This is a genomic window from Allobosea sp. TAB14, assembly GCF_052113865.1.
In the GTDB taxonomy this organism is placed as follows: Bacteria; Pseudomonadota; Alphaproteobacteria; order Rhizobiales; family Beijerinckiaceae; genus Allobosea; species Allobosea spartocytisi.
In genome coordinates this window covers 1-17,533 of the sequence record NZ_JBFRDQ010000078.1, presented here as the reverse complement: position 1 = coordinate 17,533, position 17,533 = coordinate 1, and the positions used below count along the sequence as shown (strand labels likewise).

Here is a 17,533-nt window from a genome sequence, read left to right as displayed (position 1 = left end):
GACTATGGCCAGCGTTCCCAACGCTTAACCGGTTCTAGCTTTCAAGACGATGGCCGGGCGCTTGAAGCATGCTCGCTGGCGGGCGCGCGAAGCTACTCTTGTCGGTGAAGGGTCAACGCATGAAAGCCCGGCCCGCGGAGGGGCCGGGCTTTCATGCGGCGAGCACACGCTGGGCAGCGACGGGCTCAGCCGTCGGTGATCACCAGGTCTGACGAATGTACCAGGTGTCGACGTCAGTCGTCACCTTGTCCTTCTCGATGCCGTAGAGCTCCTGGAACCGCTAACATTGGGGCGATCGTCGGACACCTTAATGTTCGGGCCGYGCAAGCTTCCGCTATTTGTCAGTGTGCCCTATTGGGTGATTGCGCCGCGTTGCTCCCATGGTCCGGGATTGAGAACCGCGCCGTTGACCTTGCCGGTGGCGTCGCGAATGAAGGCGATCCGCGTATGATCGCCGCTCTCGACATGGAATTCATCCTTCGAAAGGAACGCTACSGGCATCGGCTCGCCCTTGYCGAAATCAAGGATCGACCAGGCTCCCGTGGCTTTAACGAYAAGCTTGCCGTCCGCGACACGAACTTGAAGCGCRAAACTGTGCGAGGGGACCGCCTCCCTGGCAAAGGCGATCACGATCGGATCGTTCTGCCGCTCGCGGATGATCTTGAGCTTGATGGTGGCGTTGACCGGACCTGAAATCCGAAGAAAGGCCGCCTCCAAGGTCAGGCCCTTGATCGACTTGTCGTCGATCGCTGTGATGAGATCTCCCGCCATGACGCCTGCTTTCGCGGCAGGGCCGGWGTCGGACAATTTGATCACCCTGAGGCCATCGGTGCCCGCGATAACGGACTCAAGACCGGTCCAACCATTGCCGTCGGCGACCGAGGTCTGCCTGTCCAGCGAACTTGCAGACCCGCCGAAAACGTAACGTCCAACGTATTCGGTGAGGGCRCCGGCATTTCGTTGCCCGACTGCGACCGGCGCCGACGCTKCAGGCACATTCAGCGCCGCATAGGGTAGGCGACGGATGGCGTTGAAATAGAAGCCGTTCTCAYTGTACTGGCTTCGCTGCATCATCATGATCAGGATCAGCTTCTGTGCCGGATCGATCGAGAAGAACGTGCCCCAGCTTCCCTGCCAGTTGAAGCTTCCGACTGCGCCCGGAATCAAGCTGAAATCAGGGCTGGTGCGGACTGCGAAACCGAGCCCCCAGCCCGTACCGAAGGCCGGACCGACTTCATGCCCCGCAATGTGCATTTTGGGCGGCAGCGAATTCGTCGTCATCAGCCTGACCGTTTCGGGCTTYAAGATACGCACGCCGTCGAGCTCGCCGCCGTTGAGCAGCATCTGGCAGAAGCGCAGGAAGTCGGGGACCGTCGAGACGATTCCTCCCCCGCCGGAAAAGAACGTCTGCGGCTTGCCGACATCGCCATCCGAAAGGGGTTTGGGCTGGGCGCCGGGCACGGCGACGAGACGGGCAAGCTTGTCCTCCGGCACCGAGAAGCCGCTATCGACCATATGCAGCGGCCCAAACAGACGGCTTTGCAGAAACTGATCGAAAGTCTGGCCCGATACGACTTCAATGACCCGTCCGAGGACGTCGTAGCCTATGGAATATTCCCAGACTTCGCCCGGCTGATGCAGAAGCGGAAGTGTTCCGAGGCTTGCGATAAAGGACGCGATGGGCTTGTCGCGTCGGAATGGGGCCTTGGCTCCGTACAGTGCGTGAATCGCGGCATTGCCAAATCCGGGATCGGCGTAGTCCGGCGAAGCATAAACGAGGCCGGACGTATTGCGCAGAAGGTCCCGGATTGTCATCGCYCGCCTGGCAGGTTCAAGCTCCAGCAGGATCGCATCTCCTGTAGCCGGATTGGTCTTGACGACCTGCATATCCCTGAGCTCCGGCAGATACTGCGCCACGGGAGCATCAAGCTCGAGCTTGCCTTCATCGACCAGCATCATGGTGGCGACGCTGGTGATCTGCTTGGACATCGATCCGATGCGAAAGATCGAATCCGGCCGCATCGGAATTGTCTTGTCGTGATCCTCAAAACCGATGGGCTGCAAATAAGCGAGCTTGCCGCCTCGGGCGATCCCAACGACAAAACCGGAGGGATCGCCCTTTTTGGTCTGCGCCTCAAACCAGGAGGTGATGTGCGCCAGCCGTTTCGCCGAAAAGCCGAGACTGTCGGGATCGCCGACGGTCTGCAAATCGTCGGCAAGCACCGCACCCGCCAGACAGAGCGTGAGCGCCGCCAGCGCGGTCAATGAAACGGCAAATCGCTGATATCGCATGGCCAACCCCGTTGTCGCAGCTAGTGCGAGGAAAGATCGCCATCAGCCTGTCGGATGTTTTCACTTCCTTCTCGCCGATTCCCGCAATCCGGCTGGCCGATTCCTCAACTCGACTGGCCGATTTTCAATCGGTCGTTCTTCGGGGCTGCATTTCCCGCCATTGCAAGACGGCGGAATTCGGTTGGAGTCAGATCTGTCGCGGCCTTGAAGGCGCGGTTAAACGGCCCGATCGACTGGAAACCTGTGTCCATCGCAATTGTCAGCACCGGGACTTCCACTTGTTCGGGGTCGACCAGTGCGGCCTTGGCTTCCCCGATCCGGTAATGATTGAGGAACGCATTGAAATTRCGGTAACCGAGGCCCTCATTGATGAGCTGCCGCAGCCGGTATTCCGGCACGCCAAGCTCGGCGGAAAGCGATCCAATGGTTAACCTCTCACGCCGGTARATGCGCTCAACGGTCATCAGCTGTTCCAACYGGCGCAAGAGAGCCGGTTGGATCGCGGCAGGCTTGCCCTSATCGCCAGACGCCTTGGCTGGCGCGCCTAAGGGGACACTTGTCGCGGGCATCAGGATCGAACCTTGCCGCGTTCCCGCCTCCAGCAGATTCCATGCGCTCAAGCCAACTAACACGAACAGAGCGAAGGCGTTGGCAACGCTGGCCATGGAAAAAGTGCGGATCGAGGGCTGCTGCACGAAGCTCAAGTAAGAGTTGAGAACGATTTGGGCCGACGCCCCGATCAGGACGACCAGCCGAAGCCGACGTCGGCCCTCCACCAGATCCCCCCGCCACGTGAGAAGCGTCTGCGCCACCGCCAACAACGCCAGGCCGAGAAAGGCCGATGACAGCGTGCGTTCGATCGCACGCTCCAACGCGGCCGATCGAGTGGTGCCGCTGGCGTCCAGCCATTGCGCGACGGCGACGGCCGCCCACAAGACGCCATGCCAGGGCCTCGGCACGAATTCGTCATCGAAGGCGGCACGCGCCCATAGCCAGAACACGACACAGTTCGCGCTGGACAACGCCAGCAGCAACAGGCCCCACCACGCAAATGGCCGCGGGAAGGTCGGCGCCGAGCAGATCATGGAAGCAGCGGCGCCCATCGCGAGCGCGGCGCCCAGTAGCGCGGCCGTGCTGTCGCGGCGATCGCGCAGCGCCATGGCTGCGATCAGCAAGCACAATGCGACGACGGCGCCCCGTAACCCCAGATCGATCGACATCAAACCGCTGGTGTCCACGACCGGAAACACTCCGAATGCCGTTGTTGGCGCCAAAGCCGCGTAGGTTCGCCCATACGCCCTTGACGCAGCCGATGTCGAGTCGGCGGATGATTTCGAAAGCGGCCACGAACCGGACGGGAGCTACTGCGCCTCAAACCAGGAGGTAATGTGTTCCAGCCGCCGCGCCGAAAAGCCGAGACTGTCCGAAGCGCCGACGGTTTGCACATCGTCCGAAAACGCCACACCAGCCAGACAGAGCGTCAGCGCCGCCATGCATGATGACCGGATGATTTTACTGGGCCGCCCTTCAGACGATCCTAAACCAAGATAGTCGGAGCGAAGAGCCCGGACCCGGCTCAGAGCCTGAGGTCAAAAATTTGCCCAACGCTCACTTCGCCGCGGCGGCCACTTCCGGTTTGGCACATAGCGTCGTTTCGCTGCTAAGCAGCAAGACGCCGGCTATCGGGTACAGCGGACTCTGGCGTGGCGTCAGGCCGCCAGATTTATAGGTTCACGGCCTAGGTCAGCTCAGTTGATAGAAGTGCTAGGGCTGTGAACCATTCGGCTCCGCCAGCGTCTCGACCAGATCGATGACGCGCCGGCGAGGGAGATTATTTGAGCGTCGCGAAATCGAACGAGCACTCGCCAACGATCCGCTCTCCACCAATTCGTTCGCCAGAACTCTGCGCCGCGGTTCAGGCCACCGCGCGGCGCCACCAGGGCCAGATATGCCAGAGGCCGAGCAGGACCGCGGTCACCGCCACCGCGCTCGAGAGAGCCAACCGGGCGTCGTCGACGATCTTGGAAACGACAAGGTAGGTGTCGGTGGCGAGGCCAAGTGCAAGAAAGACGGTTGCGATCAGAAGCAGGCGGCTTGCCAGGCGATGGAATTCCGGCTCGTTGCGACCGGCATATACGAGGCGGTGATATGTTGCGGGTGCAATGAGGAGCGCTGTCGAAAGTGCAATCAAGGCCAAGGCAGCACCGTGCGTCATCTTCAGATTTGACGAGATTTGCTGGAAGCCATTCGTAAGTACGATAGCAAGCTGAAATCCCAGGAGCGCCTGGGCTCCAGGGAGGACGACACGAGCTTCCGTTAAAACGTAGTCGATCTTGGCATCGAGAGGGGTTTTCTTRTCGGAGGTCGACATTTCTTCATCCTCATGCGGATGGTGGAAGAGAAGGGGCMCGAACCAAATTGCCAGCGGCACCACGGYGCCCAGGAAAGCGCCGCCGACCCCGACGGCAAGGCCGCCGATCCGCTTTCCCGCGATTCCCAAATCGAGTCCGATCGCGATGGCGAAGACCGGCAGCGTGGATAGGGACACACGGGCGAGAAATCGGATGAAGTGGTGACTGGCTTCGCCATCTTCGGCAATTCGATGATGGGCGCTTGGAGTAATGAGCAACCCCACCACGACTATGATCAAGCCGAGAACGGCGACCTCGGTCGTCTTCTCAGCGCTCGAAATGGTCGGGAAACCGTCCTGGAATGGCGCCTGGAACTGGAAGCCCAAGAGRATCTGCGCGCCCAGCATCAGCATGCGGGACTCGTCGAGCGCGGTCTTMGTGCGATCTGCGAGCGCCATGCGGCCTATGCCTCCGGCGCTCGATCGATGGCGTGCAGCAGGTTCTCGATCGCGAYCCCGAGGRTCTCYCCAACCACGACGTCACTGAGCCAATGAGCCAGCAAGACGACCCGGGTCATCGCGAGGGACGTCGTCAGGCCCCAGATCAGAACCCGGTGACGCGGGGCCAGCCGGCAGAGGGCGGAAGCGAGGGCTCCCATGTGGACCGCATGTCCCGACGGAAATGCATCGAACGCCTTTCCAGAGCGCGGGATGCCATGGCGATTCCCGTGGATTTCGCAGCGATCCGGTCGCTCCTGATCGACGACCCCCTTCAGGAGATGAGGCAGGACCGCCGTCGTCACCATCGTCAATAAAATATGGTTGGCTCGGCTGATCCGGAGTTTTCCGCCGCCGCGCGAGAGCAGCCAATAGAGCGATACGGCCGGAAGGAGCAGGCGCTCATCCGCTCCGAGGGTCAGCCATTGCAACGGTCTTTCGAACCGTCGGGATCTGTTGCGCGCGATGAGCCTGGCTACCCGGCGATCGAGATCGAGAGCTGAAAGTCGCAAATGCTTCATGTCATCTACCTCGATGGAGCGTGAACGAAGCTGAGGGGAGTTTGTTCGACCTGTCGCSAAGAAGAGGGCGCAGGCGGGCAAGAGGGACGACGCCTSCCGCTCAAACCGGTACCGCGGTTCCGTTGCRSGTGATGCCCCGGCGATAGGAGGATCTGTCTAAGCTCGGATCGCSCGGCCAGCGCCACTGTGCCAGGTTGAAGCGAGAAAGGTACAGTTATGTCAGTGCKTCGTGCGTTGCGTCAGTCGAGCTGCACAAGGCGTCGGCTATCTCAGCCACTCCGCGACTACGGTCGAGCTTTATCTCCAGGAGAGATTCACCTTCCGCATTTACCTGGGAGGCCGCCGTCGCGCTGACGCCGCGCARTCCGTGAACGGCGRGAYGGAGCRTCGGGTCGTCAGTCGATTTCGTCGTCSAGCCGGGCGCGCGCCGTTTCAGCCYCGGCCCAAGCGACGCTCGAAYGCGAGCGCTTCAAAACCTGTTCAGCCCTCCGCCTCGGCCGGCACCAGGCGAGCTGTCGRCGGCCTGTCGACCCCTGGTTTGGACGCCATGCCGCCGTCCGCCCCATAGGAGTTGCACTTCGGGCGCCGGCTCTTCCAGGATATTTCAATCGTTTCGGACTGCTTTAGGGATCGAATCCGGCGCGGCGACCGTCCAGGAATTCGTCCAGATTTCGGTCAGGACGCGACCGCGCGACTTCAAGAACACGCGCAGCTCTGTGCTCTCACCCGCTGGCAAGTTCACGTCGACGATGACACGAAAGCCCTTCGTGATCGGATTGGGATCGAGGATCGTGCCCAGGATGGCGCCGGCCGTCGTCGAGGCGACAACCTCGACCCTCTTGGGGTCTGACAGATAAAAGGCAAGGTCTCCATCGGCAAAATCGATAATGAAGCGCTTCTTTCCGATGCCATCGGCTGAGCTCTCTAAGCTGTCGGCTCCGTTGAAGCTGTTCTTGACTTGGCCGTRGGRATGGAGCGCMYCAGTCGTCGATAGGGCCGACAGACGATAGCTGAATACGGTCGCCTTGCCGGCAGGCAACGGCGTGCTCGGTGTCCAGCAGGCGACGATGTTGTCGAAGCCTTCGTTGTCCGTCGGTATTTCGATCAGCTCGAGCCGCCCGTCTCCCCAATCCCCTTCCGGCTCGATCCAGTAACCCGGTCTTGCATGGTACTGGGCCTCCAGATCCTGATAATGCTCGAAGTTGCGGTCGCGCTGCATCAGGCCAAAGCCCCGCAGGTTCTGGTCCGCAAAGCTCGAAATCCGCAAGGCTTTTGGATTCTGGATCGGACGCCAGGCCCATTCGCCGGATKCGGTCYKGAAYATGAGGCCATCCGAATCGTGGATTTCCGGCCGAAAATCCGTCCGCCGGCTCAGGTCGCCTTCGCCCGCGAGGAACATCGATGTTAGGGGCGCCACCCCCAGGCGAGCAATCTCCCTGCGCGGCATGATCGTCGCGGTCACCTGCACGCTCGTCTGCTTGCCTGGAGTGACGACATAGCGGAACGCTCCCGCCACCGACCGCGAGTCCAGCAGGCCGTAGATCGTGAGTTCCGTACTGTCACGCGACGGCTCCTCCAGCCACAGCGCCCGAAAGAACGGGAACTCCTCCGGTCGCTCGCCGCCAACGTCGATGGCCAGCGAGCGAGCCGACAAGCCGTAACGATGCCCCCGACCGAGAAAGCGAAAATAGCTCGCGCCGATGAAGGAGATGAGTTCGTCCTGAACGTTCGGATCATTCAGCGTGGTGGTCACGGCAAAGCCGGCAAATCCCAGTGACGGCGACAGCTGCTTGGGAACCGGGACCTTGCCGTATTCGAACAGGCCTGTCGTAAAGGGGAGCGGGATCGCAGTGCCGTTCTTGATGRTGTGGACCTGCACCGGCTTGGTGTGAAGAAAGCCRAGATGGAAGAGGAGGAGKCGGTAATCGGAAGCGCCATCGCGCCAGAATGCCCTGTCCCGCCGAAAGCGAATTTCGCGATAGCTGTCATAGGAGAGTTTCGTCAGCTCCTGCGGGATTGTTGCCGCTTCGGCATCGAAAGGCCGCTCGGCAAGGGCCTTTGCCCGACCAATGACGTCTTCGTAGCCGAAGCGATTTTGGCTGGTCTGGTCGGCAAGGGCGGTGGAGCCTTTAGATAGGCTGACGACGGATGACGAGACAAGCAGCGCCARAACGGTRCGGCGGGAACAGAACAGCCCAGTCGAACGCATGCGCCCCCCTTGTGATCSCCAGGGATACTCAAGCCTGATCGCATCTGGCTCGGTGATGGCCAGCGGTGCCGAATTCAACATCGCCGTCATCGACATGTTCCGGAGAAGAAGAGGTGGCGAGCCAGGTTTCCGCGTTTCTCGTCGATACGAACGTGCGGTGGATCGAGGAGGCCSGCGGCCCAAGCGAGGTTGAAGAGCTCGCTCACTGAYGGGCGCCCGTGGAAATGCCATGGCGGYGACGGAATCTCTATTTCGCAAAGCCCACGATCCTGCGGCCAGCCAGCTTCAGGCCCGTCAACAGCCGATTCGGCCCATGGCCGCTGATCCTCTGATCCTCCCTTGGCKATCAGCCGCCCTGCCGCTGGCTCCGGATCTYCGTTCTCCATTGCGCGCTGGCACGCGAGTCAATGGCACGCGGAACGGTTATTGGGGTTGTGCGTTCTCAGCCGCAGTTGATGCTCTGATATGTGGGGGTGCATGTGGCTGGGGGCAGGAAAGAGGCGGTAGTGAGTACAGGCATTGCCGGACTCGACGACATTCTGAGGGGCGGTTTACCAGCCTCCAACCTCTATATTCTTCAGGGCGAACCGGGCTCCGGCAAGACCACTGCTGCACTCCAGTTCCTGAGGGCGGGYGCGGCCGCTGGGGAACGCTGCATCTATGTCAGCTTGTCACAGACGAGGGCGGAGCTCGAAGCGATCGCCGCGTCTCACGGCTGGACATTGGACGGCATCCGCGTCGAGGAGCTGTCGGCGTCGGATGCGGTCAACGGCGCCGCCGACCAGACAATCTTTCAGACGGCCGAACTGCGGCTCGACGAAACCAGAAAAGCAATCGAAGAAGCGATCGAGCAGCATAAGCCCAGCCGCCTGGTCTATGATTCTCTCCTCGAAATCAGACTGATCACCGGCGACACGCCGCGCTTTCGCCGTGAGCTCATTGCCTTCAAGGCGTTTCTCGCGAAGCGAGATGTCGTGGCATTGCTCCTCGACACGAAAGTACGACATGCCCAGMACACCGGCGAGGAGGTCGAAGGGATCGCCCATGGCGTGATCTGCCTTGATAAGTCGCTGSAGGAATATGGCTCCGTCCGCCGTCGCGTCGAGGTCAGCAAAATGCGCGGCGTACCCATAGCCGACGGCTATCACGAYATGGCGATCCGTGAAGGCGAAGGTGTGATCGTGTTTCCACGGCTCGTGCCGGGTGCCGCAGCAGAGACTGTCAAGCCGCAATTGATCAAATCCGGCGTCGACGAGCTCGACAAGATGTTCGGCGGCGGACAGGAGGCTGGAACCACCACGCTCGTGATCGGCCAGGCAGGCACCGGCAAGTCCACCATGGCATCCCTTTACGCGACTGCGGCGCTGAAGCGCGGCGAAAGCGTCGCCCTGTTCTTGTTCGAGGAGCGCATCGAGACTTTCTTCCGACGYTCCGAGGGGTTGGGCATGRATCTGAGGCAGTTCCATGACGACGGCCAACTCATCATCCGTGATTTCAATCCCAACGAAATTTCGCCAGGCGAGTTCGGCCAAATCGTGCAGCAGGCCGTTAGCAGCGACAARGTGCGGGTCGTGGTGATCGACAGCTTCACCGGTTATCTCAACTCGCTGCCGAACCGCGAGAARGCGGTGCGGGATATCCAATCGCTCCTCAAATACCTCGCCCGCGCCGGCGTTCTGACGATGCTGATCGTCGCACAGCACGGGCTGCTCGGCGAGGATGTCGGCATCGACGTCGATGTGAGTTTCCTAGGGGACACAGTACTCCTGCTGCGCATCATCGAGCATGGCGAGCGTCTCAGGCGCAGCATCACGGTGGTGAAGAAGCGGCACGGCCCGCATGATCTCGACGTACGCGAGCTCTTCATCCAGAGCTCCGGCGTCACGGTCGTCGCTTACAATCCACTCCCAGAATCGTGAGCGGATGGTGTCCAGTGTCGAYCGCTCATTGGACTGGGTATTGATCCTTGCCCCCTACCGCAGGGACGCGGAATATTTGGGCGCACTCCTCGATGAACACGAAGTGGCCGTAAGGCAGGCKACCGGCCCAGACGAACTCGCCTCSCGGCTGACCGAGGCGCCGGGCATGCTGGTCGTGACCCATGAGGCGCTTAATCCGTCGGTGTTGAGCATCATCGCGGAACATCTTGTCGMTCAACCGGATTGGTCTGAGATGCCAATCATCGTCCTCCTYGATGGGGCRGCGCCCCATGCGAAAATYCRTGCGGAACTCAGCAAGACSTGGCCGCGCTCACGCCAGATATTCTTTCAGCGGCCGGTGGCGTCATTGGAGTTGCTCAGCGGTCTTCAGTCCGCACTGCTCGCGAGGCTGCGGCAGCGGGACGTGAGGGACCAYATCGAGCGCGAARTTGAACTGCGACGGGAGCTCAATCACCGCGTCAAGAACATCCTTGCGAGCGTGACTGCGATATTTGGAATGACCCGACGAAGCGCGACGTCGATCGAYGGGCTCGCCGACGATTTCTCGGGCMGGCTCAYGGCCCTRTCGGTCGTGCACTCGGCGATCTTCGAGGCAGGCGGAGAAACARTCGATMTGGCCGACATCATCGGRCGGACCTGTTCGCCATATCGCGGAAACGGSGAAAATCTCATCATAGCCGAAGGACCGCCGATCCAACTGGGCCGGGACGCTGGTACGACGCTYGCCCTGTGCCTCCACGAGCTTGCCACGAACGCTCTGAAATATGGCGCGCTGTCACGTCCGGAGGGACGGGTGCATCTCACCTGGAGCCTCAMGTCGACAAGCGAACCSACCCTGACGATAAGCTGGATCGAAAGCGGCGGTCCYCCGGTCGCCRAGCCAYMCAAGGCCGGCTACGGGACGCGGTATATCCGGTCCGCCCTGCAGGGGCTSTTCGGTRTCCCTCCCGAAATCRTCTTYCAYCCGGAAGGCCTGCGCTGCATCGCGGCGGGSCCMTTYTCGCGMTTYCGGTGAAATCCGGCTTGAGGYTTGTGACCATGAGATCTCCGCTCGCACCGCTCCGCATCTTCTACCTYGAGGATAACCCTCTCATCGTGTTCCACATCGAGGCGATGATCGAGGATCTYGGGCACATCTTCGCAGGCTCCGCCAGCAGCTTTGCCGAGCTGAARATGARGTTCGACACATTCCAGATCGACGGTGCGCTGGTGGACATCGACCTTGCCGATGGMCGAACAGGACCACTYGCCGCAGCGTGGCTGCRAGAACGCGGCGTCGCAAGCATCTTCGTCACTGGCCAGACSGAGGTCGCCGSCGAGCATGCGGCGGCGGCGCTTGGAACAATTGCCAAGCCYGTGCCTGTAGAGGTTCTGGGTGAAAAGCTCGAATTGCTCAGGAAACATGTGAAGTCGTTTGGCTGACCGAGAGCATCCATTTTGCGCGCATCGGCGAAAGCGACGTCACGGCTACGTCGGTGCGTGGAACCGTTGCGCTTCCGCCTAGAAGCCGCTCGATCGGAGGAAACAAAGCTTCGCAGCACGGATGTATTCGTGAGACTTGTGCACGGGTGGGCGAGAGRTAACCCAGGCCGAGTGGTGGCCTCCGCCATGGCACRCCTACGCGCTCACTCGTTGCGGCGAGACCCTGGCCAGCGACATCATTCCGATCACTCATCACGATCTCGCCCATACGCTGGGCGTGCGCCGGTCCGGCGTGACGGTCGCGCTCCATGTCATCGAGGGTGAGCGCCTGATCCGCTTGTCGCGAGCGCGCATTCAGATCATCGACAGCAGGGGGCTTRCCGCCTTTTCACAGTCACGCTCTCCTGACCGGCACCATTCGGCAAATGGCGGATTTCAAGCGGATGCGAGTTTTCGGATCTGACGGAGATCAGCGACAAATGSGTCGTAAGCCTGTGTTCGATCCTTTTCCTGCGGCAGTCGCAACAGGRAGGAGGGRTGAACCGTGATGAAGCCCAGCCGCTCCCCGAAATGGGTCGCGCCGCGATTGCGCGAGATCGGCAAGGCCTTCCCGGCCAAGGCCAGGACGGCGGTYGCACCCAAGGCGACGACGAGATGCGGGTTCACGAAATCCAGCTCCCGCTCGAGCCACCAGCGATAGTGCCTGACCTCCCCGGTTGTCGGCCGCTGGTGTATCCGCCGCTTGCCGCGCTGCTCGAACTTGAAGTGCTTGACGGCATTGGTCAGGTAGCTGGAGCGCCGGTCGATACCGGCTTCGTTGAGGGCCCGGTCGAGCAGTTGGCCGGCAGGGCCGACGAAAGGGCGGCCCTGCCGGTCCTCCTGATCGCCGGGCTGCTCGCCGACGAAGGCGATGGCCGCGCCCTCGGGGCCTTCTCCGAGGACGGCCCGGGTTGCGCCGGGAACGAGCGGGCCGGACGCCGTGATGGCAGCGTTGAGTTCTTYCAGACTYGTGACGTTCCGGATGGTTTCGGAGATTGCTKCATCGGTGGGGGGCATGGGCGATCTCCTGCATCGTGAGGGAAACGCGCCGGGAGCGAAAAGGATCGTCGTCCTCGATCACTCGGGGCYGAGCCGCGATGGACGGGTCGCGATTCCACCAAAGGAGATCGTCATGRTGYTCATCGAACAAATTCGGGAGGGTCTTGAGAYCGTGGGCCGTCCGGAGCAACGCTGACCTGCTGCGATCGGTTCAGGGTGAGGTGAAAAAGCTTCGGCCCGCCGAGGCGGGCCGAACAAGAGAGMTTCCATGATCCAGGGGCCGATCACGGYGTCGGCTCGAYCCGAAGGTTCTCGTCCCGATGTTCCCCGCCCMATGTGGCGGCCCACGAGGCGGCTGCAGCTCCGACGAGCAACGCGGCGGCCGTCAGGAACGCCGTCAGAACCGCGATCTTGCGTGCGCGCTCGGCCGCTTGCTTGGCGGTTTCCTTGGCTTGCGACAGCCGGGCATAGGCGTCATCGATGCGCTTCTGCGCATCCTGTTCGCTGATGCCGGAACGCGCGGCCAGCCGCGAGGCGAGATAATCCCGATCGCCCTGTTCGATCTTGCCGTTCGSGAGRGCGCTGACGAAGATCCGGGAGGCCTCGTCGCGTTCCTGGGCGGTTGGCGGCTGCTGGCCGTTGGCGCGCATGACGTTGTCGAGCGCCATCGCGAGCGGGTCGGCATTCTGCGACACCAGCGACGCCACGCCCGAGCCGGCGTTCGCGACACCGTGGGCCGCCGTCTTCGCSGCGCCGAACAGCGATGACGTCGCGACGATGGTGATCAGGAGCGCTCCGGTCGCCCAGACGAGGAGGCCATGGATTGCATCGCGCACCCTGCGCTCCTCGCCATTGGCATCGAAGCTCGGCTGGCGCATGCGGCCTGCAAGATAGCCGCCGGCCATCGTGGCGGAGGCCATGACCCAGAGYGCCCAGAGGGCGCCGGCGATTGCCAGCGCCGTGGCGCTGGAGCTCCTTTCGAAATCGGCTGAGACCATCGACAGGCCGATCGCCGAGCCRAAGACCGTCATRATGGTTGAGATGGCGGTCGCGATCACCGCGCCGCCGATGATCGGTCCCCATTGCACATAGGAGCGGTTCTCCTTGTTGACGGTCACGGGAGCGACGACGACGTCCGTTCCAGACATGGACATGGCGAACTCCTATCGAAGRCCGAGGAACGACAGGATGGCCATGATGACCACCACGAGACCGACGAGATAAATGATACTGTCCATGAGCCCCTCCTGCTGATGRGCGAAAGTGACAGGCAAACAGCSGTCGCAGCGGATTGGTTCCTGACGGGCGYMCCCGGCCATCCCGYGTCGAGTCRTGAGCGGGCCGGAACTCCCGTGATRGAGGCCCGTTCTCCTTTGGGGGRCATTCCAGACAGGAGGCACCCATGCGAGACGGCCAAGGCAACAAGCTCAGCCCTGAAGAACAGCAGCGCGTGAAATCGATCCAGGGCGATCCGGGGACGGAGGCGACCRCGAAGGTCTCGATCAATCCCGATCCCGAAAARGATACTGGCGATGCCGACAARCCGCGTGTGAAGCCGGACGACAAGCCGGCGGCGGGCGCCGGCGAATAGCTGCCGGTCTTACCSAGCGTCTCGCTTGCATGCTTGCCGAAATCGATTTCGGGCAGGCGACCATGAGACGAGACCTTACGGTCCACCAGGCTGGCGCGAACTCGACGAGGCGTTTCATCGCACAGTCTTGCCCATGGCGGACGCGATGCTTGTCCGCCCGGCTGCGTTCCGAACGCAATGCTCACTATTCGCGGCGTGTTCGATCTGGACGGCAACAAGATCGAGGCCGTCAATCGTTCGTCCCAGGGAAGGCGGCGGCCAAGCGGCAGCAGCCGCCTATTCGTACTCCAACCAATTGGCAATGCCCTGTCGTGGGGTTCGTAGAGCGCTGCGGCAAATGATTGAGCTCCTTCTCGGTCGTGGTCCACAGCGTGTCTGTGAACGCGGTCGGAAACGGCAAAGGGGTCTGGTTCAGGCGGGCGCTGACGGGGGTTACGAGTCAAGCCCAAAGGACCTGCGCCAGAGGCCCCGGTGACTTCGCGGCCGCCACCTGGCGCTGCCCCGGCATATGAAGAAAGCGCCCCGCGGTTTGGTCGCTACGGATGCAAAATTCTGGCGGAACAGAAACGGCGCGCAGCTCGTTCGAAATGCATTCAGTGGACCATTCCACGAGTTTCGAGGAGYTTAGACATGAAGAAGCTTTTGCTCGCGTTTCTCACCGCGGCAACGACCTCCTTTGGTGCGCTCGCTCAGCCCGCGACCACGTCACCCGTACCATCGCCCAAGGGCGAAGCGGACAAGAATGCTCCGCTTCCAGGCGCGAATAGCTTCACCGAAGGACAGGCGAAGAGCCGTCTCGAGGCCAACGGCTATTCGCAGGTTGGTCCGCTGACGAAGGAYGCCAATGGYGTCTGGAAGGGCAGCGCCACGCATGGCGGCGCCAAAGTGAACGTCACCGTCGACTATCGCGGCAACATCACCCGCCAGTAATYGGAGACTCCCATGACTCAGACACTGACGCGTTCCTATGAAAACTACGAAACCGCCCGGTCGGTGGTCGAAGCCCTCGAAGCCGAGGGCGTCAGCGCCGCTGACATCAGCGTGGTCGGTCGGCACGCCAAGGCCGATGACAGCAATGCCGGTGAAGGCGCCGGAATAGGCGCGGCGCTCGGTGGAGCAGCCGGTCTGCTCGCAGGTGTCGGACTGCTCGCCATTCCCGGGATCGGCCCGGTGGTGGCYGCAGGTTGGCTCGCGTCGACGGCAGCRGGCGCCGCGGCCGGYGGCGTCGCCGGCGGGATCGTCGGRGCKCTGACCAGCKCCGGYCACAGYGAAGARGATGCCAACTACTACGCMGAAACGRTYCGSCGCGGSGGTASYGTKGTTTYCGTTCGCGTWGCCGATGAGCAGGTTCCGGCGGTTGAGGCCATCCTCGATGGGGCATCTCCCATCGACCGMGATGCCCGYCTCGCGGAATACCGTGCAGCAGGSTGGAACCGGTTCGACGAGACGGCGGAACCCTATCGYTCCACGGTGATCTGAACAAAGCCGTCCGGCTTTCGGAAGAGGGCGGACCAGCCCTCGGGAACGACCAAGCGCTGGGGGATTTTYCTGCCAAAATGGAGAGCGGCATGGGTTGGTTTTCTAAAGACATCGCCACGATGGACGACCTCTTCGTCCATACGCTTCAGGACATTTATTACGCCGAGAACCAGATCAAGAAGGCGCTTCCGGACATGGTCGAAAAGGCGACCAGCCCGGATCTCAAGCGCGGCTTCGAAACGCATCTGCGCGAGACCGAGGGCCAGATCACGCGCCTGAAGGAGGTCTTCCGCCTGCATGGGGTCGAGGAAAAGGGCGTCACATGCCCTGCGATCGACGGCATCCTCGAAGAGGCCAATGACGTCGCCGGCGAAGTCGAGGACAAGCAGGTGCTCGACGCAGCGCTGATTGCCGCGGCCCAGGCGGTGGAGCACTACGAGATCACGCGTTACGGCACGTTGGTCGCCTGGGCGAAGCAGCTCGGTCGCAATGACTGCGCGTCGCTCCTGAAGCAGAATCTCGACGAGGAAGCCGCGACCGACGAGAAACTCACCAAGCTCGCGCTGGACGGTATCAATCGCAAGGCTGCTTGAGCGCGCGGCCCCGCCGGRCATCCGGCGGGGTCTTTTTCTCTTCGGAGWGTACAGGAGKYCCYGATGCTYKCGTCCGAACCGTTTACTTCCGGCCGGGATCTCGCGCTGCAGATGAATGCAGCTTACCCGCACCGCGATTGGGTGGCGCTTCTGGCGGAGAGAGCCGGGAAGAGCCGGGACTTCGTGGAATGGCATCTTCAGGAAGATATGGCGCCGCCGGAGGCTTTGTCGCGAGCCGCCTSCGAACTCCTCGACGAGATTGCTGCCAGCAACCAATCCGAATTGGACTCCAGCCATGACTYTCAAAAATCATGAGGAATATGAGGCTGCCGTACAGCGCGCCGCYGSGCTGAGCGACGCGCCCGCAGGTTCCCCGCAGGYAGCCGAGTTTCTACGGCTTACAGACAAGATCCGGCACTGGAATGAGGCGCACAGGGGCGAAAAGAGCCATGGTCCTGAACCGTCCGACAGCTTGCTCAAGCCGGACGATCTTCCTTTCTCGGGCCTGCCCGGCAATCTCCGGAAGCTCAACAAAGATTGACCCGCCTGCCATCACAGGATCGGATGACCGCCAGTYACCGCGATGGTGGAGCCCGAGACGTAGCTCGAGAGCGGATCSGCSAGCATCACATAGGCCGTGGCGAGCTCGGCCGGTTGTCCCGGCCGCTTCATGGGAACCTGCTTGCCAAACTGCGTGACGCTCTCGCCCGTCATGGTCGAGGGGATCAGCGGCGTCCAGATCGGCCCGGGCGCCACGGCATTRGCCCGAATTCCCTTCTGCGCCAACAATTGAGCCAGYCCGCCGGTGAAGTTCTGGATGGCTCCCTTGGTCGTGGCGTAGGCCAGCAGGGTCGGGTTGGGCTTGTCGGCATTCACCGAAGCGGTATTGATGATGCAGGAACYAGGCTTCATGTGCGGGACGGCAGCCTTGGTCAGGTAGAACATCGCGTGGATGTTCACCGCGAAGGTCAGTTGCCATTCTTCGTCCGAAATGTCGCCGATATCCTTGAAACTCGCCTGATGGGCAGCGTTRTTGACGAGGATGTCGACGCCGCCGAATTCGGCCACGGTCCGGTCGACGATCTGGCGGCAATGGKCAGCTTCCTGGATGTCTCCGGACACCAGCACGGCTTTTCGTCCGGCCTTCTCGACCCAACCGCGGGTTTCCGCGGCATCCTCGTCCTCGTTCAGATAGGAGATCAGGACGTCCGCGCCTTCCCGCGCGAAAGCGATGGCGACAGCCCGCCCGATGCCACTGTCGCCACCGGTGATGATGGCACGCTTGCCCTTGAGACGACCCGAGCCGACATAGCTGTCCTCGCCATGGTCCGGTCGGGGCTTCATGCCATCGGTGCGCCCCGGCATCGGTTGCTGCTGCTCAGGGAAGGGCGGTTCGAAGTGTGATGTCATCGTTATTTCCTCGAAACGCGAGTCAATGCTCGCTCTTGTGCTCGGGTTTTCCCTTGCGCTTGGTCGAAGCCATCTTCTCGAGTTCGCTCTCGCTCATCGACTTCTCCATCGATTTTGATGCGCCCTTGAGCTTGCTTTCCTTGATGTCTCCCCGCTTGGCGGCGAGCGCGGCGCCCGCGGCCTTCTGTTG

At 62.0% G+C, this 17,533-nt stretch carries 18 protein-coding genes and 1 pseudogene; 9 read left to right on the top strand and 10 right to left on the bottom strand.

Features of this window, described 5'->3' with window-relative positions; genetic code table 11:
* Window positions 1-351 precede the first annotated feature (351 nt).
* From AB4Y99_RS13670 to AB4Y99_RS13645, 6 genes are all read right to left on the bottom strand, one after another.
* A complete protein-coding gene (locus tag AB4Y99_RS13670) occupies window positions 352-2,292 on the bottom strand; it encodes a serine hydrolase (protein ID WP_441523694.1) in 1,941 nt (646 codons plus the stop codon).
* 104 nt (window positions 2,293-2,396) lie between these two features.
* Window positions 2,397-3,512: a helix-turn-helix domain-containing protein gene (locus tag AB4Y99_RS13665; RefSeq protein WP_441523693.1), complete on the bottom strand. Its 1,116-nt coding sequence runs from the start codon at window positions 3,510-3,512 to the stop codon at window positions 2,397-2,399.
* A 141-nt stretch (window positions 3,513-3,653) separates the two neighbouring features.
* Window positions 3,654-3,785, bottom strand: coding sequence for a hypothetical protein (locus AB4Y99_RS13660; RefSeq protein WP_441523692.1), 132 nt, complete (start codon window positions 3,783-3,785; stop codon window positions 3,654-3,656).
* 422 nt (window positions 3,786-4,207) lie between these two features.
* Window positions 4,208-5,101, bottom strand: a complete 894-nt coding sequence (locus AB4Y99_RS13655) for a DUF6328 family protein (protein WP_441523691.1) — start codon at window positions 5,099-5,101, stop codon at window positions 4,208-4,210.
* A gap of 5 nt (window positions 5,102-5,106) precedes the next feature.
* Entirely contained in the window at window positions 5,107-5,661 is a 555-nt protein-coding gene (locus AB4Y99_RS13650; protein ID WP_441523690.1) for a phosphatase PAP2 family protein, read from the bottom strand.
* 604 nt (window positions 5,662-6,265) lie between these two features.
* Window positions 6,266-7,960, bottom strand: a complete 1,695-nt coding sequence (locus AB4Y99_RS13645) for an OpgD/OpgG family glucan biosynthesis protein (RefSeq protein WP_441523689.1) — start codon at window positions 7,958-7,960, stop codon at window positions 6,266-6,268.
* A 389-nt stretch (window positions 7,961-8,349) separates the two neighbouring features.
* Between AB4Y99_RS13645 and AB4Y99_RS13640 the strand changes: the two genes are divergently transcribed.
* The 4 genes from AB4Y99_RS13640 to AB4Y99_RS13625 all read left to right on the top strand — a co-directional run bounded on the left by AB4Y99_RS13640 (window position 8,350) and on the right by AB4Y99_RS13625 (window position 11,695).
* The gene (locus AB4Y99_RS13640) at window positions 8,350-9,789 is read left to right on the top strand and encodes a DUF7125 family protein (RefSeq protein ID WP_441523697.1); all 1,440 of its coding nucleotides are present in this window, start codon (window positions 8,350-8,352) and stop codon (window positions 9,787-9,789) included.
* A gap of 7 nt (window positions 9,790-9,796) precedes the next feature.
* Window positions 9,797-10,825 carry a sensor histidine kinase gene (locus AB4Y99_RS13635; RefSeq protein WP_441523696.1) on the top strand — a complete coding sequence of 343 codons (1,029 nt, stop codon included), beginning with the start codon at window positions 9,797-9,799 and terminating at the stop codon, window positions 10,823-10,825.
* 80 nt (window positions 10,826-10,905) lie between these two features.
* Window positions 10,906-11,232: a response regulator gene (locus AB4Y99_RS13630; protein ID WP_441523688.1), complete on the top strand. Its 327-nt coding sequence runs from the start codon at window positions 10,906-10,908 to the stop codon at window positions 11,230-11,232.
* A gap of 136 nt (window positions 11,233-11,368) precedes the next feature.
* A complete protein-coding gene (locus AB4Y99_RS13625) occupies window positions 11,369-11,695 on the top strand; it encodes a helix-turn-helix domain-containing protein (protein ID WP_441523687.1) in 327 nt (108 codons plus the stop codon).
* Here AB4Y99_RS13625 and AB4Y99_RS13620 read toward each other — a convergent pair.
* Window positions 11,668-12,240 (bottom strand): annotated as a pseudogene (locus AB4Y99_RS13620) (UdgX family uracil-DNA binding protein); the annotation flags it as partial. The gene AB4Y99_RS13625 and the pseudogene AB4Y99_RS13620 sit on opposite strands and share 28 nt — an antisense overlap.
* Window positions 12,241-12,554: 314 nt before the next feature.
* Window positions 12,555-13,175 (bottom strand): hypothetical protein, encoded by a 621-nt coding sequence (locus AB4Y99_RS13615; RefSeq protein ID WP_441523686.1) that lies wholly within the window; start codon window positions 13,173-13,175, stop codon window positions 12,555-12,557.
* Window positions 13,176-13,672: 497 nt separating this feature from the next.
* On the opposite strand from AB4Y99_RS13615, the gene AB4Y99_RS13610 reads away from it, so the two are divergent.
* The 5 genes from AB4Y99_RS13610 to AB4Y99_RS13590 all read left to right on the top strand — a co-directional run bounded on the left by AB4Y99_RS13610 (window position 13,673) and on the right by AB4Y99_RS13590 (window position 16,248).
* Window positions 13,673-13,861 (top strand): hypothetical protein, encoded by a 189-nt coding sequence (locus AB4Y99_RS13610; RefSeq protein WP_441523685.1) that lies wholly within the window; start codon window positions 13,673-13,675, stop codon window positions 13,859-13,861.
* A gap of 630 nt (window positions 13,862-14,491) precedes the next feature.
* Window positions 14,492-14,791, top strand: a complete 300-nt coding sequence (locus AB4Y99_RS13605) for a PepSY domain-containing protein (protein ID WP_441523684.1) — start codon at window positions 14,492-14,494, stop codon at window positions 14,789-14,791.
* Between the two features lie 12 nt (window positions 14,792-14,803).
* On the top strand, window positions 14,804-15,340 hold the full coding sequence (locus tag AB4Y99_RS13600; RefSeq protein WP_441523683.1) for a hypothetical protein: 537 nt from the start codon (window positions 14,804-14,806) through the stop codon (window positions 15,338-15,340).
* 89 nt (window positions 15,341-15,429) lie between these two features.
* Window positions 15,430-15,933 carry a YciE/YciF ferroxidase family protein gene (locus tag AB4Y99_RS13595; protein WP_113255015.1) on the top strand — a complete coding sequence of 168 codons (504 nt, stop codon included), beginning with the start codon at window positions 15,430-15,432 and terminating at the stop codon, window positions 15,931-15,933.
* 63 nt (window positions 15,934-15,996) lie between these two features.
* Complete coding sequence (locus AB4Y99_RS13590) at window positions 15,997-16,248, top strand: hypothetical protein (protein ID WP_441523682.1); 252 nt, start codon at window positions 15,997-15,999, stop codon at window positions 16,246-16,248.
* A 237-nt stretch (window positions 16,249-16,485) separates the two neighbouring features.
* Here the strand turns inward: AB4Y99_RS13590 and AB4Y99_RS13585 are convergent, their stop codons facing one another.
* Both AB4Y99_RS13585 and AB4Y99_RS13580 read right to left on the bottom strand, forming a co-directional pair.
* Entirely contained in the window at window positions 16,486-17,343 is an 858-nt protein-coding gene (locus AB4Y99_RS13585) for an SDR family oxidoreductase (protein ID WP_441523681.1), read from the bottom strand.
* 22 nt (window positions 17,344-17,365) lie between these two features.
* The coding region (locus tag AB4Y99_RS13580; protein ID WP_441523695.1) for a DUF3008 family protein at window positions 17,366-17,533 on the bottom strand (168 nt) is incomplete at its 5' end.

Excerpts from the sequence above, each read along its gene's own strand:
- AB4Y99_RS13595 (WP_113255015.1), top strand. The coding sequence starts at position 15,430 with ATGGGTTGGTTTTCTAAAGACATCGCCACGATGGACGACCTCTTCGTC.
- AB4Y99_RS13660 (WP_441523692.1), bottom strand. The coding sequence starts at position 3,785 with ATGGCGGCGCTGACGCTCTGTCTGGCTGGTGTGGCGTTTTCGGACGAT.